17 protein-coding genes are annotated in these 20,247 nt (G+C 58.0%); 9 read left to right on the plus strand and 8 right to left on the minus strand.

Going from position 1 to position 20,247, the window contains the following annotated elements; translation table 11 throughout:
• A partial coding sequence (locus HRF49_04685) for an NADP-dependent glyceraldehyde-3-phosphate dehydrogenase (GenBank protein MEP0813941.1) occupies positions 1–1,371 on the plus strand: 1,371 nt, incomplete at its 5' end.
• Here HRF49_04685 and HRF49_04690 read toward each other — a convergent pair.
• The 3 genes from HRF49_04690 to HRF49_04700 all read right to left on the minus strand — a co-directional run bounded on the left by HRF49_04690 (position 1,361) and on the right by HRF49_04700 (position 4,193).
• Complete coding sequence (locus HRF49_04690) at positions 1,361–2,359, minus strand: hypothetical protein (protein MEP0813942.1); 999 nt, start codon at positions 2,357–2,359, stop codon at positions 1,361–1,363. The two genes, HRF49_04685 and HRF49_04690, sit on opposite strands and share 11 nt — an antisense overlap.
• A gap of 42 nt (positions 2,360–2,401) precedes the next feature.
• Entirely contained in the window at positions 2,402–2,803 is a 402-nt protein-coding gene (locus tag HRF49_04695; protein ID MEP0813943.1) for a transposase, read from the minus strand.
• Between the two features lie 109 nt (positions 2,804–2,912).
• On the minus strand, positions 2,913–4,193 hold the full coding sequence (locus HRF49_04700) for an adenosylhomocysteinase (GenBank protein MEP0813944.1): 1,281 nt from the start codon (positions 4,191–4,193) through the stop codon (positions 2,913–2,915).
• A 304-nt stretch (positions 4,194–4,497) separates the two neighbouring features.
• On the opposite strand from HRF49_04700, the gene HRF49_04705 reads away from it, so the two are divergent.
• From HRF49_04705 to lpdA, 5 genes are read left to right on the plus strand one after another with little or no spacing between them, the layout of a single operon-like run.
• Positions 4,498–5,169 (plus strand): hypothetical protein, encoded by a 672-nt coding sequence (locus HRF49_04705; GenBank protein ID MEP0813945.1) that lies wholly within the window; start codon positions 4,498–4,500, stop codon positions 5,167–5,169.
• Between the two features lie 40 nt (positions 5,170–5,209).
• Positions 5,210–6,319 (plus strand): thiamine pyrophosphate-dependent dehydrogenase E1 component subunit alpha, encoded by a 1,110-nt coding sequence (locus HRF49_04710; GenBank protein MEP0813946.1) that lies wholly within the window; start codon positions 5,210–5,212, stop codon positions 6,317–6,319.
• A gap of 9 nt (positions 6,320–6,328) precedes the next feature.
• Positions 6,329–7,312: an alpha-ketoacid dehydrogenase subunit beta gene (locus HRF49_04715; GenBank protein ID MEP0813947.1), complete on the plus strand. Its 984-nt coding sequence runs from the start codon at positions 6,329–6,331 to the stop codon at positions 7,310–7,312.
• 35 nt (positions 7,313–7,347) lie between these two features.
• Positions 7,348–8,679: a dihydrolipoyllysine-residue succinyltransferase gene (gene sucB / locus HRF49_04720; protein MEP0813948.1), complete on the plus strand. Its 1,332-nt coding sequence runs from the start codon at positions 7,348–7,350 to the stop codon at positions 8,677–8,679.
• A 15-nt stretch (positions 8,680–8,694) separates the two neighbouring features.
• Positions 8,695–10,107 (plus strand): dihydrolipoyl dehydrogenase, encoded by a 1,413-nt coding sequence (lpdA, locus tag HRF49_04725; protein MEP0813949.1) that lies wholly within the window; start codon positions 8,695–8,697, stop codon positions 10,105–10,107.
• Positions 10,108–10,148: 41 nt separating this feature from the next.
• Here lpdA and HRF49_04730 read toward each other — a convergent pair whose 3' ends face one another.
• The gene (locus HRF49_04730) at positions 10,149–10,394 is read right to left on the minus strand and encodes a hypothetical protein (GenBank protein ID MEP0813950.1); all 246 of its coding nucleotides are present in this window, start codon (positions 10,392–10,394) and stop codon (positions 10,149–10,151) included.
• A 107-nt stretch (positions 10,395–10,501) separates the two neighbouring features.
• On the opposite strand from HRF49_04730, the gene HRF49_04735 reads away from it, so the two are divergent.
• Together HRF49_04735 and HRF49_04740 are read left to right on the plus strand one after the other, a co-directional pair.
• Positions 10,502–11,488 (plus strand): ABC transporter ATP-binding protein, encoded by a 987-nt coding sequence (locus HRF49_04735; protein MEP0813951.1) that lies wholly within the window; start codon positions 10,502–10,504, stop codon positions 11,486–11,488.
• 97 nt (positions 11,489–11,585) lie between these two features.
• On the plus strand, positions 11,586–12,986 hold the full coding sequence (locus HRF49_04740) for a tyrosine phenol-lyase (GenBank protein MEP0813952.1): 1,401 nt from the start codon (positions 11,586–11,588) through the stop codon (positions 12,984–12,986).
• Positions 12,987–13,011: 25 nt separating this feature from the next.
• Here the strand turns inward: HRF49_04740 and HRF49_04745 are convergent, their stop codons facing one another.
• The 3 genes from HRF49_04745 to HRF49_04755 form a co-directional block, all read right to left on the minus strand.
• Positions 13,012–14,568: an SH3 domain-containing protein gene (locus tag HRF49_04745; protein MEP0813953.1), complete on the minus strand. Its 1,557-nt coding sequence runs from the start codon at positions 14,566–14,568 to the stop codon at positions 13,012–13,014.
• 158 nt (positions 14,569–14,726) lie between these two features.
• The gene (locus tag HRF49_04750; GenBank protein ID MEP0813954.1) at positions 14,727–15,593 is read right to left on the minus strand and encodes a TIM barrel protein; all 867 of its coding nucleotides are present in this window, start codon (positions 15,591–15,593) and stop codon (positions 14,727–14,729) included.
• A gap of 101 nt (positions 15,594–15,694) precedes the next feature.
• A complete protein-coding gene (locus HRF49_04755; GenBank protein ID MEP0813955.1) occupies positions 15,695–17,629 on the minus strand; it encodes a SurA N-terminal domain-containing protein in 1,935 nt (644 codons plus the stop codon).
• A 175-nt stretch (positions 17,630–17,804) separates the two neighbouring features.
• Between HRF49_04755 and HRF49_04760 the strand changes: the two genes are divergently transcribed.
• Positions 17,805–18,614 (plus strand): SDR family oxidoreductase, encoded by an 810-nt coding sequence (locus HRF49_04760; protein ID MEP0813956.1) that lies wholly within the window; start codon positions 17,805–17,807, stop codon positions 18,612–18,614.
• Positions 18,615–18,633: 19 nt separating this feature from the next.
• On the opposite strand, the gene HRF49_04765 is transcribed toward HRF49_04760, so the two are convergent.
• Entirely contained in the window at positions 18,634–20,166 is a 1,533-nt protein-coding gene (locus tag HRF49_04765) for an aldehyde dehydrogenase family protein (protein MEP0813957.1), read from the minus strand.
• Positions 20,167–20,247 lie beyond the last annotated feature (81 nt).

Here is a 20,247-nt window from a genome sequence, read left to right on the forward strand (position 1 = left end):
GCCTATGGAAACGGCCGCGGCGCGTGGCCGACGATGCCGGTCGCGGATCGGATCGCGCATGTCGCGGATTTCGCGGCGCGGATGGCGCAGAAGCGTGACGAGGTCGTGCGGCTGCTGATGTGGGAGATCGGCAAGACGCTTGCGGATTCCGAAAAGGAGTTCGATCGCACTCTGGATTACATCCGGGACACGATTGACGCGCTCAAAGAGGTGGACCGCGCCGGGTCGCGGTTCGCGATCGAGCAGGGGATAATCGGGATGATCCGGCGCGCGCCGCTTGGCGTGGTGCTGTGCGCCGGGCCTTTCAATTATCCGCTCAACGAGACGTTCACGACGCTGATTCCGGCGCTGATAATGGGCAACACCGCCGTGATGAAGCCGCCGCGGTACGGCGTGCTTTTGTTCGGCGCGCTGCTTGAAGCGTTCCGCGACTCCTTCCCGCCGGGCATAGTCAATGTCGTGTACGGCCGCGGGCGGGAGATACTTTCGCCGATGATGGCGACGGGGAAGGTGAGCGTCCTCGCGTTCATCGGGACGAGCCGCGCGGCGAACGCGATCCAGAAATCGCATCCGAAGCCGAATCGGCTGCGGTGCATACTCGGCCTCGACGCGAAAAACCCGGCGATTGTCCTTCCGGATGCGGATTTGGATCTGGCGGTCAGCGAATGCGTGCTCGGCGCGCTGTCCTTCAACGGCCAGCGCTGCACCGCGATAAAGATGATTTACGCGCACAAAAGCATCGCGGACGCGTTCGTCGCGAAACTTTGCGATGCGGTAAACGCGCTCAAGCCGGGGATGCCATGGGATGAGGGAGCGCGGATTACCCCGCTGCCGGAGCCGGGCAAGCCGGAATACCTGGCGGAGCTTGTCGAGGATGCGAAGGCGGGCGGCGCGGCGGTTGCGAACGCGGGCGGCGGAAAAATCGAGCGGACGTTCTTTTCGCCGGCGGTTCTGTATCCGGTCACGGCGACGATGCGCGTGGCGCGAGAAGAGCAGTTCGGGCCGGTCGTTCCGGTCGCGGCGTTCGACGACGTCGAGGAGCCGATCCGGTACGTCGAGGAGAGCGACTACGGCCAGCAGGTGAGCCTGTTCGGAAGCGACGGCGGGCGGATCGCGGAGCTAGCGGACCACCTAGTCAACCAGGTGTGCCGGGTGAACATCAACAGCCAGTGCCAGCGCGGGCCGGATACGTTCCCGTTCACCGGGCGCAAGGACTCTGCGGAGGGGACGCTGTCGGTGAGCGACGCGCTGCGGGCGTTCTCGATCCGCACGCTGGTCGCCGCGAAGGCGACCGAGGCGAACAAGGCGATGCTGACGGACATCACGCGGAACAGGAAGTCGAGCTTTTTGAGTACGGATTTTATTTTGTAGTTTCCGGCTGAATTGAAGGAGTCAGCTGCGGAATCAACCCCTCAAGCATCCTCCCCTGCCTTTCCGCCTCGCCGTCCTCGGCCTCGCAGTTGATGTACCGCACGGGCGAGGAGCGGAAGTAGTCCGACAGCGAGCCGTCGTCCGGGCTTGCACCGTTGTTCTGGAGGACGCAGCTCATCTGGAGCGCCGTTATCGCGTCGTAGTCCGCCCGCTGCGTGACGATGAAAAAGTCGTCGGTGTCGGTGTCCATCGCAACGTATACGGCGCTGGCGCTGTCCGGCTCGTCCAGGTAGGAATCCACGCTCCAGCCGCCGTCGCTGTCGTTGTGGAGCGCCACGACGATTTCGAAGCCTTCGAGCGACGCCAGCACAAGGTCGGCGAAGCGTTGCATCTCGGCAAGCGCGGCGGAATCGGTGACGCCGGGCGCAGCGCTGTCGATTTGCTGTTCGGTAACGGATGGAAGGACGTCGTCGGGATCTTCGATCGAGGATTGGCGCGAGCCGGATTGGGCGCGGCCCGCGCCGGTTGCCGCGGCATCGGCATTCGTCCGCCCGCCGCCAATCTCCCGGTTAAGCGGAATCATCCGCATGGAGGCGGCGCGGCCTGCGGGAGTGTAAATCCGGTTCGCGTCGACGACGTACATCGCGCCGCGGAAGGCGAATTGAATGCGCCGGCCGCCGCCGTAGTGGAGCGCGACGACGCGCCCGCCGTGCTTTTCCGCGAGCGCGCGCCCCGCCGCGAGCGCGGCGGTCTCGTCCTCGTGCACGTTGATGAACGCGACATGCGCAAGCGGCCCCGGATAGTCGCGGTATTCGAGCGACAGCACCGACATGTCGCCTATTTGGACGGAGATGGTCTTGCCTTCAAAGGATTGTTCGAACGAAGGCGCGGAAGAAAACGCGGAGGAAATCCTGATGGCAAGCAATAAGGCCGCGATAATGATGGCCGCGATTGAAACAGGTTCAAAACGTGTATTGCGTTCAGACATAAATCCGTACGGGCGGGGTTTACCCACGCCCACCTTAATGATCTAACCTTTCCAATCCAGAATGCCGCACCAAGGCCACTCCTGCGGCTTTGAAACAAGCTCCCTACGAACCGGATTATCCAGGATATACCGCCCTGTTTCTTTCATCTCCATTTCATTCCGAATCATTCTGTCATGGAAACTTCTATTCCATACGTTTCGCAGGCCCAGTTTCCCTAAGCCTGCCGAAGCTCTTCCTTTGATCAATCTGATTAAGTCGCAAGGCGAAACATGCTTTGGCAGCAGGACCAACAGATGGAAGTGGTCCGGCAACACAGCATAACAATAAACCCATCCCGGCTTCCCGTTTGATACATATCTGATTTCATCGGCAACGATGTCCCGTGCGGAAGGAGTATCAAGGTAAGGCTGCATATCCCGGCAGCATGCGGTCAGGAAAAACAATCCGCCGGAATCGTAAGGAATCGGCAGAGTACGAGGTGTCTTGCGAGTCGACACACGAACAGAATACAAAAAATCTGGGCGGGGGTAAACCCCGCCCGTACGTTTATGTTTACGTCCCCAGCTCGTAGCTTGCAAGGTATTGCTTCTGCTCGTCGGTCAGCGCGTCTATCTTGATCCTCATCGCGGCAAGCTTGAGCTTCGCCACTTGCTCGTCGATCGCCTGCGGCACGGGGATGACGCGCGGCGCGCCCGCGCCCTGCCCTTTCGACAGCTTTCCCTTTGCGATGTACTCGATGCAGAGCGCCTGGTTGGCGAAGCTCATGTCCATTACGCTCGGCGGATGGCCTTCCGCCGCGGAGAGGTTGACCAGGCGGCCCTCCGCAAGGACGATTATCCGCCTGCCGTTTTTGAGCGTGTATTCGTCGCAGTTCGGGCGAAGCGTCGCCTTCTTCACGGCGAGTTGCTGCAGAGCTTTCAAGTTGATTTCCACGTCGAAGTGGCCGCTGTTCGCGACGACCGCGTTGTCCTTCATCTTAAGAAAGTGCCGGCGGTCTATTACGTTTATGTCGCCGGTCAGCGTGACGAACAGGTCGCCAAGCGGCGCGGCCTGCGCCATCGGCATTACCGCGTATCCGTCCATATGTGCTTCGAGAGCCTTCGTCGGATCCACCTCGGTGACGATCACATGCGCGCCGTGGCCGCGCGCGCGCATCGCGAATCCGCGCCCGCACCAGCCGTAGCCGGCGACGACGACGGTGCGGCCCGCGGCAAGCAGGTTCGTCGCCCGCAGGATGCCATCAAGCGTGCTCTGGCCGGTACCGTAGCGGTTGTCGAACATGTGCTTCGTCAGCGCGTCATTGACGGCGATTATCGGGTAGCCGAGTTTTCCCGCGTCCGCGAGCGCGCGCAGCCGTATTACGCCCGTCGTCGTTTCTTCTGTGCCGCCGATTATGCCCGGAATCAACTCGCGATATTCCTTGTGCAACAGCGTGACCAAATCCGCGCCGTCGTCCATCGTGATCGTCGGAGCGAATTCGAGCGCCGCTCTTAGGTGATCGTAATACGTTTTCCTGTCCTCGCCGCGGATGGCGTAGACCTCGATTCCTTTCTGCGCGGACAGCCAGGCGGCGACTTCGTCCTGCGTGGAAAGCGGATTCGAAGCGCAGAGCCGGACTCTGGCACCGCCGGCAGCGAGCGCAAGCGCAAGATTGGCCGTTTCGGTGGTGACATGCAGGCAGGCCGCGATGCGCTGGCCGGCGAGCGGCTTCGACCTGGCGAAGCGCTTGCGGATCGAAGCGAGCACCGGCATATCGCGCGCCGCCCAGTCAACGCGCCTGCCGCCCTCGGCCGCGAGTTTCGAAGCGCGGATGTCGCGCCCCGCCTTCACCATCTTCAACACGCCTGCCCCAAACTTTCGCTGCCCCATCGAAATGCCTCCAAACCCGGAATCGGGGCGATTCTATCATTGCCCTAAACGGCAATCGGCTGCCAATGCTGTCTGTTGATAACCGCGCAAATTTGATTCGAAAATAACTATCCCGCCGCTGAAATAATATGAATGAATAACCGGTCGATGCGGGTACCTCTTGGCGGCCGGGATTGACCGCCGTGCAGGGGTCGCTTATAATTCCTGCTTCGATTCTCGCAGGCCGGGTTCGGCCTTCCGGGGGTTTCCGGCCGTTGGAGCAAGCATAATGAAGATAATCGGTTTAGCCGCGTGCGAAAAGCTCGAGCATTCGAGCATCAAGATCCTGCAGTATTTCCTTATACGAACGACCGCCCCGTTCGAGCTATTGACTTTGGAAGGCGCGATCGACTTTCCCGACGAAGGCCAGCTTGTGCACTGCTTCGGCGGCGCGGAAGACAAGGTTTCCCTCGGAGAATTGCTGGACAAGGTCGCGAAGGCGGACGCGCTTGTGCTATCCACGCCGGTTCGATACCAGCGCGACGGCAAGGCGGCTTGGGCGTACTGGGAAAAGCTGTTCGCCCAAGACGCGAAGTGGAAGAACATGCTAAAGGGCAAACCGTTCGTCGTGATTTCGATGGGCGGGCTCGAGCCGATGAACGCGTTCGAGGATGCCAAGCAGTTTCTGGAATCGCAGGGAATGGACTTTTTCGGCGGTATCGTAGACAACGGGCTCGTTGATTGCGGAAGCCTCTGCACGCCCGAATTCTGCTACGTCGCGAAGGTCGTTCACACTTACGGGCTGGGCAGTGAAATGACCGTAGACATCGGAAGCAGAATCGACTATGAACACAAAGACATTCCGGACGAATGTCCGGCGCGGGTGCATACGGTTCCGCAGCTCGACGAAATCGCGGGCAGGCTCGGCCAGTCGCTGGGCGTTACCGCCGGCGGCATTTGACGGGCGCGTGAACGCGCAGACATCAGTTTCAGGAGTCAATATGGCGAAAAAAGATACAGGCGATACTGCGGTGAAAGAGCCGGTGGAGGCTGCAACCCTCGGCGGGCCGTACCGCGACAGCTTCAAGCTCACGCCGAAACGCAAAGAGCAGCTGCGCGGGCTTTACCGCGTGATGAGGCTGACGCGCGATATCGATGACCGGATGCGAAAGCTGTTCCGCCAGGGAAGGTACTACGGCACATACTTCAGCCAGATAGGCCAGGAATGCACCACGACGGTTCCGGCGTTCCTTGCCGAAAAGGACGATTTCATAGGACCATCGCACCGCGAGCTGGGCTGTATGGTGGGCAAAGGAGTGCCGACCAAATACCTCTTCGCGCAAGTCTACACCAAATCCACAAGCCAGGACCGGGGCGTCATGCACCCCGTTTTTTTCGGATGGACCGACGTGCGCCAGATCACGCCTTGCACCTGCCTTGCGACGCAGGTTCCGCTGGCGACCGGGGCTGCGCTTTCGTACAAAATGCGCGGAATCAAAAACGTGGCTTTTTGTTTCACAGGCGAAGGCGCAACCTCGAAGGGCGACTTTCACGAATCCCTCAACTTCTGTGGGATACACAGGCTGCCGCTTGTTTACACGATTCAAAACAACTGGTACGCGGAAAGCGTGCCGCTGGAAATCCAGAGCGGCAACCCCAACCAAGAGCAGCGCGCCGAGGGTTACGGAATCGAGGGCGTGCGCGTATCGGACGGAAACGACGCAATCTGGATGCTTTGCGTTTACGAAGAGGCTATTGAGCGGGCGCGCAACGGAGGCGGGCCGACGCTGATCATGGCCGACACCTATCGCTGGTACGGCCACAGCGAAATCGATCCGGCGACTTACAGGCCGGATGATGAGTTGAAGCGCTGGATGGCGCTCGATCCGATTCCGAGGTTCGAAGCGTACCTGCTTGAAAACAAAGTTATGACTTCGGATGAAATGAACGCGATCAAGGCCGAGATTCAAGCCGAGATAGAAGACGCCGTCAAGTTCGCCGAAGACAGCCCGGAATCACCGGCTGAAGTCTGCCTTGAAAATGTTTACGCACCGGACGACTTCGTAAACCCGCTTTCGGAATTCGACAAAGTCGTCGCGAAGGAAATCTAGGAGCAACAAATGGGTCACGTGGCAACTTACATAGATGCGATTGTCGAGGCGCAGCGGGAAGAGATGCGCCGGGACGAGCGCGTTTTCGTGATGGGCGAGGACGTCGGGATTTACGGCGGCGTTTTCAAGGCGACGAAAGGGCTGAAGGACGAATTCGGATTCTACCGCTGCCTGGATACGCCGATTTCGGAAAGTTTAATCGTGGGCGCGGGCATCGGAGCGGCATTGATGGGTATGCGTCCGATCAGCGAAATCCAGTTCGCGGACTTCATTCACGGCGCGCACGACCAAATCGTAAACCAGGCGGCGAAGATTTTTTACCGCACGGGCGGAACGTGGGCTTGTCCGCTCGTCATTCGCGTTCCATACGGCGGAGACGTCGGAGGCGGGATGTACCACAGCCAGTCGGTTGAAGCCTGGTACGTTCACGTACCGGGACTCAAAATCGTATGTCCCGGAACCCCGCGCGACGCGAAGGGATTGCTTAAGGCCGCGGTTCGCGATAACAATCCGGTGCTTTATTTCGAGCATAAAAAACTGTACCGCACAATCAAGGAAGAAATTCCGGACGACGATTACGTTACGCCGATCGGCCCCGCCGAAGTGCGGCGCGAAGGACGGCACGTGACGATGATCGCTTTCGGCCTGATGCTTCAGCGCGTTTTGAAAGTTGCCGAGCGGCTTTCAGGCGAAGGAATCGAAGCGGAAGTCATAGATCTGCGAACGCTGCTTCCGATGGACAAGAACACGATCATTGAAAGCGCGAAAAAGACCGGCAAAGTCGTGGTCGTACACGAAGCCCCCAAGACCGGCGGCGTCGGCGGCGAGATTGCCAGCATCGTCGCGGAGCAGGCGTTTGAATATCTCGACGGCCCGATCGTGCGCGTGTGCGGGTTGGATATTCCGCATCCGTTCCATCCCAAGATGGAGGAGTTCTACCTCCCCAGCGTGGAGCGGATTTACGAGGAAACAAAGAAGCTGGTCGAATATTAGACGGTTTCGTTTAGCCGCTTTCCAAGGAGAGCATTATGGCAGTTCAAATCAGAGTTCCACAGCTGGGGGAGAGCGTAGTCGAAGGCGTCGTCGGCAAATGGCACTTCGCCGAGGGCGACAAGGTTGAGCGCGACGTGACGCTGCTCGAAATAGAGACGGATAAGATCAACCTGGATATTCCGTGTATCGCAACCGGAACGCTTGCGAAGATTCTAGTTCCGGAAGGGACTACGGTTGAAGTCGACCAGCTTTTGGGGATAATCACACTCGAAGGTGAGTCGTTCGACGAGAGCATGCTCGGCCAGGCCGCGGCGAAGCCCGCGGAGGCGCCGAAGCCGCCCGCGGCACCAGCTCCTCCTCAAAAAGCTGAAATATCACCTGCCCCGGCTCATACACCTTCACCGGTTCCAACGGCCTCCGGCGAGGAAGCCAGGGACAGGCTGTCTCCCGCCGTGCGCAGGATGATCGAGGAATACAAACTGGACGTCAACCAAATTCCCGGAACCGGCGAGGGCGGCCGCATCCGCAAAATCGACGTTGAAAGGTTTTTGGCCGATCCGAGTTACAGGCGGACAGCCGCCGCGGCGGCTGCTTCGGTTCCGCCCGCTCCGGCATACGAATACAAAACCGCTCCCGCGCCGAAATTCGTTGCGGGCGGCTCGGCGGATTATCCCGAAGAGCGCCAGGCGCTTACACCGATCCGCAAGACGATCGCCCAGGCGATGCAACGCAGCAAAAACACCGCCGCGCACACGCTCGACGTGGGCGATATGGACTGCACCAATTTGGTGAAGTTCAGGGAAGCGGCGAAAGAAGAAGTGCTCAAAGAGTACGGCGTGAAGCTTACCTTCATGCCTTTCTTCGTTAAGGCCGCGGTGGAAGCGCTCAAGAAATTCCCGAATTGCAACGCCTCCATCACCGAAAGCGAAGTCGTCTACAAACGCTATTACAACATCGGAATCGCCGTGAATACCGATGCGGGGCTCGTGGTTCCGAACATCAAGCACGCGGACAGGAAGTCAATAATCGAAATCGCGCGGGAGATAGCGGATCTCGGCCAAAAGGCGCGCGAGCGCAAATTGACGATGGAAGACATCTCGGGCGGAACCTTCACGCTGACCAACGCGGGAGGTTACGGCGTGGTTCTTTCGTCGCCGATCATAAATTACCCAGAGGTGGCGATACTTGGAATTCACGCGATCCAGAAGCGTCCGGTAGTGCGCGACGGCGAGATCGTCATCCGCGACATGATGTACCTAGCGCTTCAGTTCGACCACCGTTTGATCGACGGAGTTTACGCAATCCAGTTCAGGAGCGAAATTCAGCGGCTTCTCGAAACGCCGGAGCTTTTGCTGCTTAACGTTTAGCCGCAGGGGAGAAGTATGCCTAAGAAATACGACGTGATTGTAATCGGCGGCGGGCCGGGCGGATACGAATGTGCAGTTCGCTTCGCGCAGCTCGGAAAGAAAACGCTTTGCGTGGAAAAAAAGTACTGGGGCGGAACATGTCTTAACGTCGGCTGCATTCCGTCGAAAGTATTGCTGGACGACAGCAAGCGCTACTGGGAGCTTGCGCATCTTGCCGATCACGGAATAAACATCGACTTGGATTCGGTCAAACTGGATTTCGAAAGGATGATGGCTCGCAAGGACGGCGTCGTCAAAAAGCTGACTTCCGGCGTGAAAGTTCTGTTGGACAAAAACGGCGCTGACGGGATCATCGGTGAAGCAAGGTTCATCGGGCCGCATGAGCTTATGATTAAGTCCAAGGACGGGGAGGATAAGTATTCCGCGGACACAATCGTGATTGCAACCGGAAGCGCGCCGATGCGGATTCCCTCGCTCGGCGTGGACGACATCAACGTCGTTACTTCGGATGACGTGCTGTCGCTTCCGTCGGTGCCGCGCAGCCTGCTTGTAGTGGGCGGCGGGTATATCGGGATGGAAATGGCGAGCGTGTACAAGCGGCTGGGCAGCGAAGTGCTTATAGTGGAAATCCTGCCTTCGATATTGACCGGCCTGGAGCCGGACATAGTCAAAATCGCGCACCGCGAATTCAAGAAGCAGGGAATCGAGTTTTACTTGGAGCACAAAGTCAAAAACGTAAACGTTTACGGCGGCGCGCGCGGCGTTCAAGTGACGTTCGAAAGCAAGGACGGCAAAGAGGAACATCGTACGGTCGAAAAGGTTCTGGTTTCGACGGGCCGCGTTCCATTTACCGAAGGACTCGATTTGGACAAGGCCGGAATCGAAAAAACCGAAAAAGGTTTCGTGAAAGTAAACGACAGGCTTGAAACAACCGCGCCGGGCGTCTATGCGATAGGCGACGTGATCGGCGGGATGATGCTGGCGCACAAGGCGTCACACGAGGGCGTCGCGCTGGCGGAGCATCTGGCCGATGGCAAGCCTGCGCACTTCAAGGCCGCGATCCCGTACGCGGTGTTCACCAGTCCCGAAATCGCGGGCGTCGGAATGACCGAGCCGGAGGCGAAGGCCCAAGGACTCGAAATCAAAACCGGCACGTTCAGCTTCAAAGCAAGCGGCAAGGCGATGGCGCTGGGCGAAGACGAGGGGGTGGCGAAGGTTATCGCGGACGCGAAAAACGACGATTTGCTCGGGGTGCACGTAATCGGCCCGCATGCCAGCGATCTCGTTGCGGATGCGACGCTTGCGCTTGAATTCCAGGCGAGCCTTGAAGACTTCCAGGCCGCGGTGCGTATTCACCCGACGCTGAGCGAGGCAATCAAGGAAGCCGCGCTGAACGCGGACAAAAAGGCGATCAACAAAGTGAATTAGCCCATGCAAGTATAACGGGATTTTAAATCAAATAGGCGGATTCAAGCTTTTAGAAATCCTGTAATGTAGGGATTAAACAAAGCGGTAAATCCACATTCGCCGCATACCAGCGGCACCACGGGCAAAACACCTCCGGGCACGAACGCCCCGTCAGGTCGATACGGGAACATACCGAATGCGTCACCGAAATGCCATTCTTCCTTCCCGCAAATCGGACACAGCTTCTCGCCCCACCACTTTTCGAATATAAAGTTTCTGAGTGCGTCTTTGTCAATAACCTCCGGCATGGCTTGCTCCTTTCTTTTGGCTCCCGCGGATACGGGGCGTCGCATGATACACTTTCAAAGACTTGAGCGCCACTTCAATTCCTGCGGCAACCGCAAAGGACGGCATCCTGCTCCGCGTCGAAAACCTGGTCAAGCATTTTCCCATCCGCGCCGGGATTTTCGGCCAGAAGACCGTCGGCAGGACGCGTGCGGTGGACGGCGTATCGTTTGACATAGCCCGCGGCGAAACTCTCGGGCTGGTGGGCGAAAGCGGGTGCGGCAAGTCCACGACAGCGCGGCTTGTCCTGCGGCTGATCGAGCCGACCGCGGGGAAGGTAGAGCTTGACGGCGCGGAGATCACTGGCCTGGACGGCCTCGCGCTGCGCGAAAAGCGCCGCGAGATGCAGATTATCTTTCAGGATCCGCACGGAAGTCTCAACCCGCGGATGCGCGTAGGTGAAATCGTACGCGAACCTCTGGACGTATTCCGCGTAGGAACAGCGCGCGAACGCGCGGAGCGCGCGCGGGAATTGCTCGCAACCGTGGAACTTCCGAAAGACGCTTACGGCCGATATCCGCACGAGTTCAGCGGCGGCCAGCGCCAGCGCATCGGAATCGCGCGGGCTCTCGCGCTCTCGCCCAAGCTCATCGTATGCGACGAGCCGGTGTCCGCGCTGGACGTTTCGATCCAGGCGCAGGTAGTCAACTTGCTTATGCGGCTGCAGGCAGAGCTTGAGCTGACTTATCTATTCATCGCACACGACTTGGCTGTTGTGCGCCAGATATCGCGGCGCGTGGCCGTTATGTATCTGGGCAAAATCGTGGAGCTCGCGCCGAGCGACATAATTTACGGCGGCGCGGTGCATCCATATACGCTCGCGCTGCTTTCCGCGGTGCCGATCCCCGATCCGCAAGTAAAAATGAACCGCGTCCCTCTGACGGGCGAAGTGCCGAGCGCCGCGAATCCGCCGTCCGGATGCAGGTTCCATACGCGCTGCCCGTACGCGACCGAGCTGTGCAAGGAGAAGGAGCCGGAACTGGCCGAAGTCGCGCCGGGCCATCTGGCTGCGTGTCATTACTGGGAAAAAACAAGAATATGTCAACAGTCAGTATGAAATGCGCCGTTTTGCAGGATACTATATGATAAGCCGCCTGCTATAATGCGGCTTTCAAGGGGCTTGGCTCGTACATATCACTTTTTGGAGGCATCCGATGGCGATTAGGCACGTTCCAGAGCCGTTCAAGATCAAATCGGTCGAACCGCTCCGCCGGACCACCCGCGAGGAGCGTGAACGCGCCATTCGGGATGCCGGGTACAACACGTTCCTGCTTCGGAGCGAGGACGTTTACATAGATTTGCTCACGGACAGTGGGACATCCGCCATGAGCGACCGACAATGGGCGGGGCTTATGCTGGGCGACGAGGCATATGCAGGCAGCCGCAACTTTTACAACCTGGTCGCGTCCATGCAGGACGTGATGGGCTACAAATACCTCGTCCCCACACACCAGGGCCGCGGCGCCGAACACCTGATGAGCCGGATCCTCATCGAGCAAGGCGATTACATCCCCGGAAACATGTACTTCACGACGACCCGGCTGCATCAGGAGCTTGCAGGCGGAACATTCGTGGACGTGATCGTGGACGAGGCGCACGATCCGCAAAACACGTTTCCATGGAAAGGCAACGTCAGCATCGAGAAAATGCAGAAGCTGATCGAAAAGGTCGGCGCGGACAGGATTCCGTACTTAAGCTTCGAAACGAGCGTCAATATGGCGGGCGGCCAGCCGTACTCGATGCAAAACGCGCGGGAAGTGTACGAGTTTTGCACGAAGCACGGGATAAAGGTGATGCTTGACGCGACCCGCATCGCCGAAAACGCGTTCTTTATCAAGCGCAACGAGCCGGGTTATCAAGGCAAGACGATCAAGGAAATCATACGGGAGCTTTGCGCCTACTCCGACGGCTGCACGATGAGCGCAAAGAAGGACGGCCTGGTCAATATCGGCGGATTCCTTGCCATGAACGATGAGGATTTCTACGAGCAGGCGATGAACCTGGTGGTCGTGTACGAAGGGCTGCACACCTACGGCGGAATGGCCGGGCGCGACATGGAGGCGCTTGCCATCGGGCTTCAGGAAGTGACCGACGAAGCGTATCTTGAATACAGAATCGGCCAAACCAGATACCTGGGGACTAAGCTCCACGAAGCGGGCGTGCCGATTGTCCTGCCGGTCGGAAGTCACGCGGTGTTCGTTGACGCGAAGCGGTTTCTGCCGCACGTTGACCAGGATCTATATCCGGCGCAGAGACTTGCCGCGGAGATTTACCTCGAGGGCGGAGTGCGCTCGATGGAGCGCGGAAACGTATCTTCCGGCCGCGGGCCAGACGGCCTGAACCGCAGGCCGAAGCTGGAACTCGTCCGGCTCACGATTCCGCGCCGCGTCTACACGCAGTCGCATATGGACTACACCGCTGAAAGCGTGATAGAGGTCTTCAAGCGCCGCGCGGATATCGGCGGGCTGAAAATGATTTACGAGCCGTCGGAATTGCGATTCTTCCAGGCGAGGTTCGAGCCGGTCGCTGCGGGGGTCGCGGTCGAGGCGGGGTAGACAAACAAGCCTGCACTAAACAAAGCTACTTCTTCCCCACCCTTTTCGCACCGATGAAGCGCTCCTTGTAATAGCCCTCGCTCATGTTCGAAATCGTCACTTCGCCCTGTGCGCTGGACGCGTGCACGAAGTCGCCGTCGCCGAGGTAAAGCCCTACGTGGCTCGCCCCGGCCTTGTATGTGGTAAAGAAGACCAGATCCCCCGGACGCAAATCTTCCTTGTCCACCGAAACACCGAGGTCGCGATACATATCCGCGGCCGATCGCGGCAGGTCGTTTACGCCGGTCGCGGTCTGAATCAGGTAGTAAATGAAACCGCTGCAATCGAAGCCGCCCGGCGACTCTCCGCTCCATCTGTAGGGCGTGCCCCTAAGAGACAGCGCACGATTGATCAAATCCGCCCCCAAACTGCGCTTTACACCGCGCAGTCCGCCCTGCTTGAGAAAGTCGGCTTCCGATTTAAGGTACTCGCTGTACATCCAGCCGGTTTTGCCGTTGTATTTTACGAGCGTCCATTTCTCTTCGCGGCCGAGCACCTTGACTTTCACACCCGCGTCAAGCTGGTCGAGGACGTCCGCAGTTATGCTTGGATCCTTCCTGAAATTGATCGAGTCGCCCGAAACGACGTACGTCGGTGCTTCCTGCGCTTTGTCTATTCGGACGTAACGCTGGTGCACCCAGCCTGTGTATCCTTTATCCGGGCTCGCGACCAACACGTAATTATTCAGCCACGATTTCTTGACGAATCTTAAGCCTTTCGGCAGCTTGCGGATCACCTTCGCGCTTTCGGACGGCTTCTCGCGCAAATTCACGTCGTCGCCCGTTATCACGACGTAGTCGAGCTGCTTCACGAAATCGCCGAATACCCATCCTCGTTTGCCCTGCCCCGGAATACTGACAAAATACCAAGGCTTGCGCTCTTCAACAATGTATACCTTTTCGCCCGTGGTCACACTGCCGATTACATCCGAGCGCAGATTCGGCTTCGCTCGAAGGTTCACGTTTTCAGCCGTGATAAGCGCAATCAGGTCGCTTCCTTCCACGGCAGCCGTCGTAAACGAATCGAACTTGCCCGAATCCTTCTCCGGTTTTTGGGGCGATGCGGGGGCAGGCTCGGAGCCTTGTTTGACAACTATCGCATTCGCGGGCGATTCCGCGGATGGCTTTGCGTTTTCAGATTCGGCCGGCTTATCCGTTGTATCCGGTTTTCCGGAATCGCCTTCTTCAGCAGGCTGACCATCACTCTCGGCTTGGACACCATCCCCGTTCGGACCCGAAGAGGGAACGAGCAGCTTGCTCCATACCCATCCTTCGATCCTGTTTTCCTCGGAGACGGTGGCAACCAAAATCCAGGACTTCTCAGTTCTAACCTTGTATACCAGAACACCTGGCTCGAAAGCGGTCAGGACTTCATAAGAAGATGACGGGCCGGAGCGAACATTTGCTCCTGAATCTGCGACAGTGAAATATATCCGCGCTTCGGCTTCCTGCTCCTGCGCGTGCAGGGAGCTTCCCTGTGGGAACAAACTTATCGCCGAAGCCGCAAAGGCGGCCAGCAGCCAAGCTGCGGTGAAACGGTGCATCAACTCCTCCGGCTCGCGCTGTAACCGTCGCGAGTAGTAGGCGGCTGCGAGGGACGATTATAGCAAAACGAAGACGCAATGCAATCCGCAAAGTTCAAATTTTCGAAACCCCGTTCTTGATGCGTGTGAAAATAAAGGCCGATATTCACATTCTACTGCTAATTTTTCTGTTTACGGCCGGCCTTAGTCTCGGCCATTGTACGCTTGAATAACAAAGCGTCCTCGTGCATTATCTTGTGAGGCGACTCGCAAATAATCCGCCCAGCGCAACCAAACGTCTTTAGAGCCTTGAACAGGTCGCGCCACTCGAGATCGCTTTCCTCGATGGGCATATGCTCGCGTTCCCCCTTGTCCGAGTATTCGATGCCGGAGAGGTGTATGTGCATTGCTCGCAGCCCTTTTTCCTCGCCGAGCGCGTCTCCGATCATTTCCAGCGCCTTGCACCATTCCTTGTAGCTGTTCCACTTGCCGCCGGTGCGCGCGTGGAGATGCGACCAGTCTATGCAGGGTTGCGTATGCGGAAACTCCTTCGACATTCGAATCACTTCTTCGAGCCGGCCGTATGCCGCATCCTTGCCCGTAAGCTCAGGCCTGAGAGTAACCCTAAGCTTTTTGTTTTCGTACTGCTTGATTACTTCCGAAAATGCCTTGAATGTGAGCTTTTCCACCTCGTCGCGCTCCCGCTGCATCAAAAACGCCGGATGAAAAACGATATCGGTGGCCCCTGCAATCTCTCCCATTTCCGCGGACTGGATGATGCGGCCGATACTCGCCTCGAGCTTGTCGGGCTCTTTCGCGGCGAGGTTGATGTAATAAGGCGCGTGAACGCTTAGTGCGACTTCGTTTTCTGCGGCGGCCGCCTTGAATTCGGCGCACTTCTCCTTTTTCAGCCGCACGCCGTGCACCCATTCAAGTTCGAGCGCGTCAAGCCCGAGGGCGCGTATTTCCGCGATGCCCTTCAGACTGTCGCCCGAAGGCACCGTAATGGGCACACCCGCGGTACCAAAAATAAAATCAACGGCCAATCGAATTCCTCGGCAAGGCGCGGCATGGATGTCCGGCGGAGACTCAAATTAATACCCGGAAGCAAACAATAGCAAACAATCCCGGCCGGCCTCGACCGTCATTATTCGCCGCCCTCCCCGCTTGGCGCAGGAACTTCGACCTCGATTGTTTTCCCATCGCCTTCCGACGATTCCGGAGGCGGGATGGTGATGGGAATGGAAGTGCCGCCGGCGCCTTGTTGAAGCTCTCGTTGCTTCTTCTGGGCTTGGTCGATGCGCGCCTTGACTTCGTCCGCCTTTTGGTCTTCTTCGAGCTTCACGAACAAGCCGCGAATAGTCGTCAAAACGGTTGTGTCGTAACCGGCATACTTGAGGGCTTGATCGGCGGCGGCGACCGCGTTCTCCTTGTCACCCTTTTCGGAGAGGAACTCCGCCAATGCCAGATGATAGTAGGGCTGATATTCGTATTTTGCGATCGCGTCCCTGTAGCCTTTCTCGATCAAGGCATCAAGTTCCTCTGCGGTTTTCTTCAGCTCGGACTTGTGCGCCTCGTCCTTTCGCCATGTGTCGTAACACCAGGCGACGAAGTAATAGGACTGCGCGCTCTCCTTGTAAACTACGTCACGCGCTTCCTCGAATGCAAGCACCGCCTCCTCGTACCGCGGCGGGCCCTTTTCATCCTCGATGGACGGCGGCGAACTGACGTACGGCTCGGCCGCGGCTTTTTCCGCATCCTCGCCTTCCGCCGGCACGTACCAGCTTGCCGCCTTGGGACCCTTTCCTTCCTTCAAAAGCGAAATCGCTTCTTTGATTCTTTCGGGCAGAATCTTGCCTTCCTCCAGAATACCGAATTCCTCCGCAACAATGTGCAGCTTTGCTTCGATTTCGGGTTCGGGCTGCTCCGGCTGGACGTTTGGCTCGCCTTGCATGGCGCGGTAACCTTTGATGTAAGGATCTTTCACGCTGAACGGAAACGCCTTTGCCAGCCTGTTTTCGTAAAGATATCTGTCGAATGTGCCCTGCGTGTTCAGCGTTATATGGCGGATTTTAACTTTCGTATACTTGGCCTCGTAAGTCCAGGCAAGCTCTTCTTCGGTCGGCTCGTAAGAATCTTCCTTTTTGTTTATGCGGCGGAACTCCTTTTTAAGGTCGTCCAGTATTTCTTCCTGCTTCTTGTCTTTGGTCTGCGCGATCTTCTCGATTAGTTGCACTTTTTCAAATCCATATTCGTTCTCGAACCAAGGCGTTACATCACCCGGATTCTTAAGACTGAAAACTTCCTTGTCGAAATTTTCACTGAAAAATCCGAGGCCGAGAGGCGACGGCACTTCGCCACCCTCATCGCGCGAATAAAAGTCGTAACTGAACAGCCTTGCGAGATCCGCGAATTCCGTGCCGCCTTCAAGCTGGTCGTCCACGGTTTTCTTTACCAACTCGACTAGCGAGGATTTGCGCTCCGAAATCTGCTCCTCGATGTTTTTTCTCACCTTGTCCAGCAACAGCTCGTCCCTGGTTATTTCGTAAAACTTCTGCTCGTCCCAACCCTGCGCCTCCAAAAATCTAAGAAACGCAGCGTGTTCCGCCTCGCCCTTTTCAAGATTTTGACGGATTTCCCCAAGAATCGTATCGGGCTTCTTGCTGTCGGAAGAGTCCTTTTTGAACTGCGCCTTGGCGGTTTCAATCGCTTTGCGGACTTCATCCTCGCCGACCTTGATGGAGTGCCGCTTGCCATACGCCCGGATTGCTTCGTCCGCAAGAACTGCCTTGTATACCTGGTTCATTAGGTCGAGGTCGTCCTGCGGCGATTTGCCTTGTGAAGGATTCGCTTCACGATTCTTTTGAGCGTTGTTGTATAACTCGTTGAAGCGGTCGTATTTGACCTTGCTGTCTCCGATTTCCGCAATGAGCTCCGGCATTCCGGCGGCAGCTGCGCCCGGTACGCCGGTTCGGTTCACATTGAACACGTACTGACCGCCGAGTCCGGCGAACACGCTAATTACGAAGATTACGGCGAACCAGGCGAGCCATGTCTGGCCTCTTTTCCTGATTCTGTTCATCAAGCGGTCCGAACTCATTCCGCTGTGCTTGGGCGTTGACATCCAATTCACTTCCGATACGGATTTTCCCTTGCGGGAACCTCAAATGATAGATTAACGCGGCGCCGATTGCAAGTGCGCAATTGCCGCCGCAGGCTCCGCAGCGCAAACGGCGGCGGTGTTATAAGCGAATGCGATGAACTCGATTAACAAGCAAATTGCAATTGTCACGGGAGCGTCGGCGGGTCTCGGCGCGGAATTCGCCCGCCAGCTCGTTTCGAAAGGGTACGGCCTTTTGCTCATCGCAAGGAGGCTCGACAGGCTGCAACTGCTGGCCGACGAGTTGAAAGCGGAGTTCGGAGTGGCCGCAAAGGCGCGGCCGTGCGACTTGGCCGATCCCGCGGCACTCGAAATTCTTTGCAGCGAAATCGAGTCCCGCAACGACGTTTCGATTCTTGTGAACAATGCCGGATTCGGAGTGCCGGGTAAGCTGACCTACGCGGACGGAGAACAACTCGAGAAACAAACGATAGCTCACGTTTTGGCGCCAATGAAACTCGCCAGGGCCGTGCTTCCGGGCATGATCGAGAAAAGGCACGGCGCGATCGTCAATGTCAGCTCCGTCGCTGCGTTCGTTCCCGCGCCAGGCACCGTCAATTACCACGCGACCAAGGCGTACGAAGCGGCGTTCAGCGAGGCGCTGGCGTTGGAACTTAAGGGCACGGGTGTGTACGTCCAGGCGCTTTGTCCCGGTTTCACGCACACCGAGTTTCACGCGGTTTCGGGATTCGACAAGAAACAAGTGCCAATGCGATGGTGGCTGAATGCGGATTTCGTCGTCCGGACGTCGCTTAGGGAAGTGAGCCGACGCGATGCGCGCGGAATGCCGCGCGGCCGGACAATCGTCGTGCCGGGATGGGGATACAGGTTGGCCGTCAATATGCTGAACACCCTGCCCCGGCCGCTTGTCTGGGCGGCGTCGAGATTCAGGCCGACGTCAAAATAGCTGATTGGCTCGCGGCGTCCTACCCGAACTTAATCCCCTGCGCGAGCGGTAACTCCTTGCTCCAGTTTATCGTGTTCGTCTGGCGGCGCATGTACGCCTTCCAGGAGTCGCTGCCGGATTCCCTGCCGCCGCCGGTTTCCTTCTCGCCGCCGAACGCGCCGCCGATTTCCGCTCCGCTCGTCCCGATGTTGACGTTCGCAATTCCGCAGTCGCTTCCCGCAGCGGATAAAAACCGCTCGGCCTCGAGCAGATTCGTAGTGAATATCGCGCTTGACAGCCCCTGCGGAACCGAGTTGTGGAGCTTGACCGCCTCATCCAGGGTTTTGTATTGAATCATATAAAGAATCGGCGCGAAAGTTTCCTCCTGGACGATATCCCAGTGATTTTCGGCGCGCGCTATGCAAGGCGTCACGTAGCAGCCGCCGGGATACTTGTCTCCCACAAGCCTCTCGCCTCCATACAGAATTTCGCCGCCGGACTTTTTAACCCTCTCGATGGCGGTCATCATCGTGTCAACTGCCTTCGGCTCGACAAGCGGCCCCATCAGAGTGCCAGGCTCAAGCGGATTGCCGATAGGCACCTGTTTGTATGCGGCCACCAGTCTGTCGGAAAGCGACTCGATCACGGATTCGTGTGCGATTATCCTCCTTGTCGAAGTGCAGCGCTGGCCCGCGGTGCCGACCGCGCCGAACAGAATGGCCCGCACCTCGAGCTCCATATCCGCGCTGGGAGTGACAATAATCGCGTTGTTTCCTCCGAGTTCGAGTATGGTCCGGCCGAGCCGTTCGCCGACGACCTTGCCGATGCGGTAGCCCATCGCACAGCTGCCGGTTGCAGAAACAAGCGGAATCCTCCGGTCGTTTATCAACTTCTCGCCGATAGTTTTGCCGCTTCCGATGACAAGCGACGCCAGCGCAGGGTTGTATCCGCATTCTTCAAAGACCTTCGCGGCGATTTTCGTAGAAGCGATGGCCGTAAGCGGAGTTTTGCTGCTCGGCTTCCACAAGCACGCATCGCCGCAAACCCAGGCAAGCGCCGCGTTCCAGCTCCAAACCGCGACCGGAAAATTGAACGCGCTGACGATGCCGACCACTCCGAGCGGGTGCCACTGTTCGTACATCCGGTGTCCGGGGCGCTCGCTGTGCATCGTACGACCGTAAAGCTGGCGGGAAAGCCCAACCGCGAAATCGCAGATGTCAATCATCTCTTGAACTTCGCCCTCGCCTTCGACGCGGATTTTGCCCATTTCGAGAGTGACAAGCGCGCCTAGTTCGGACTTTTTTTCACGGAGGGCGTTGCCGATACGCCGGACGACCTCGCCGCGCTTAGGCGCAGGAACCTCTCGCCAGTCCAGAAAAGCTCTTTGAGCCGAAGAAACTACGCTCTCGTATTCCGACTCCGTCGCTTGCAGGACGCCGCCAATTTTGCTTCCGTCTATCGGCGTAAAAACATCAAGGACGTCGCCCGACCCGAACCAATCGCCGCAAAACGCGCCGGATTCGACTTGCGCCAGTCCAAGAGCTTCGGTGATGGCTTTTGCGTTCATGTTCATTCTCCATAGGTCGCGTCCGCCAAAGACGGCCGCGGAAATGCTGCGGAAATGCTACCATGACTATTGTCGACGATGACCAAA

This window comes from bacterium (genome assembly GCA_039961635.1).
Lineage (GTDB): Bacteria > 4484-113 > 4484-113 > JAGGVC01 > JAGGVC01 > JABRWB01.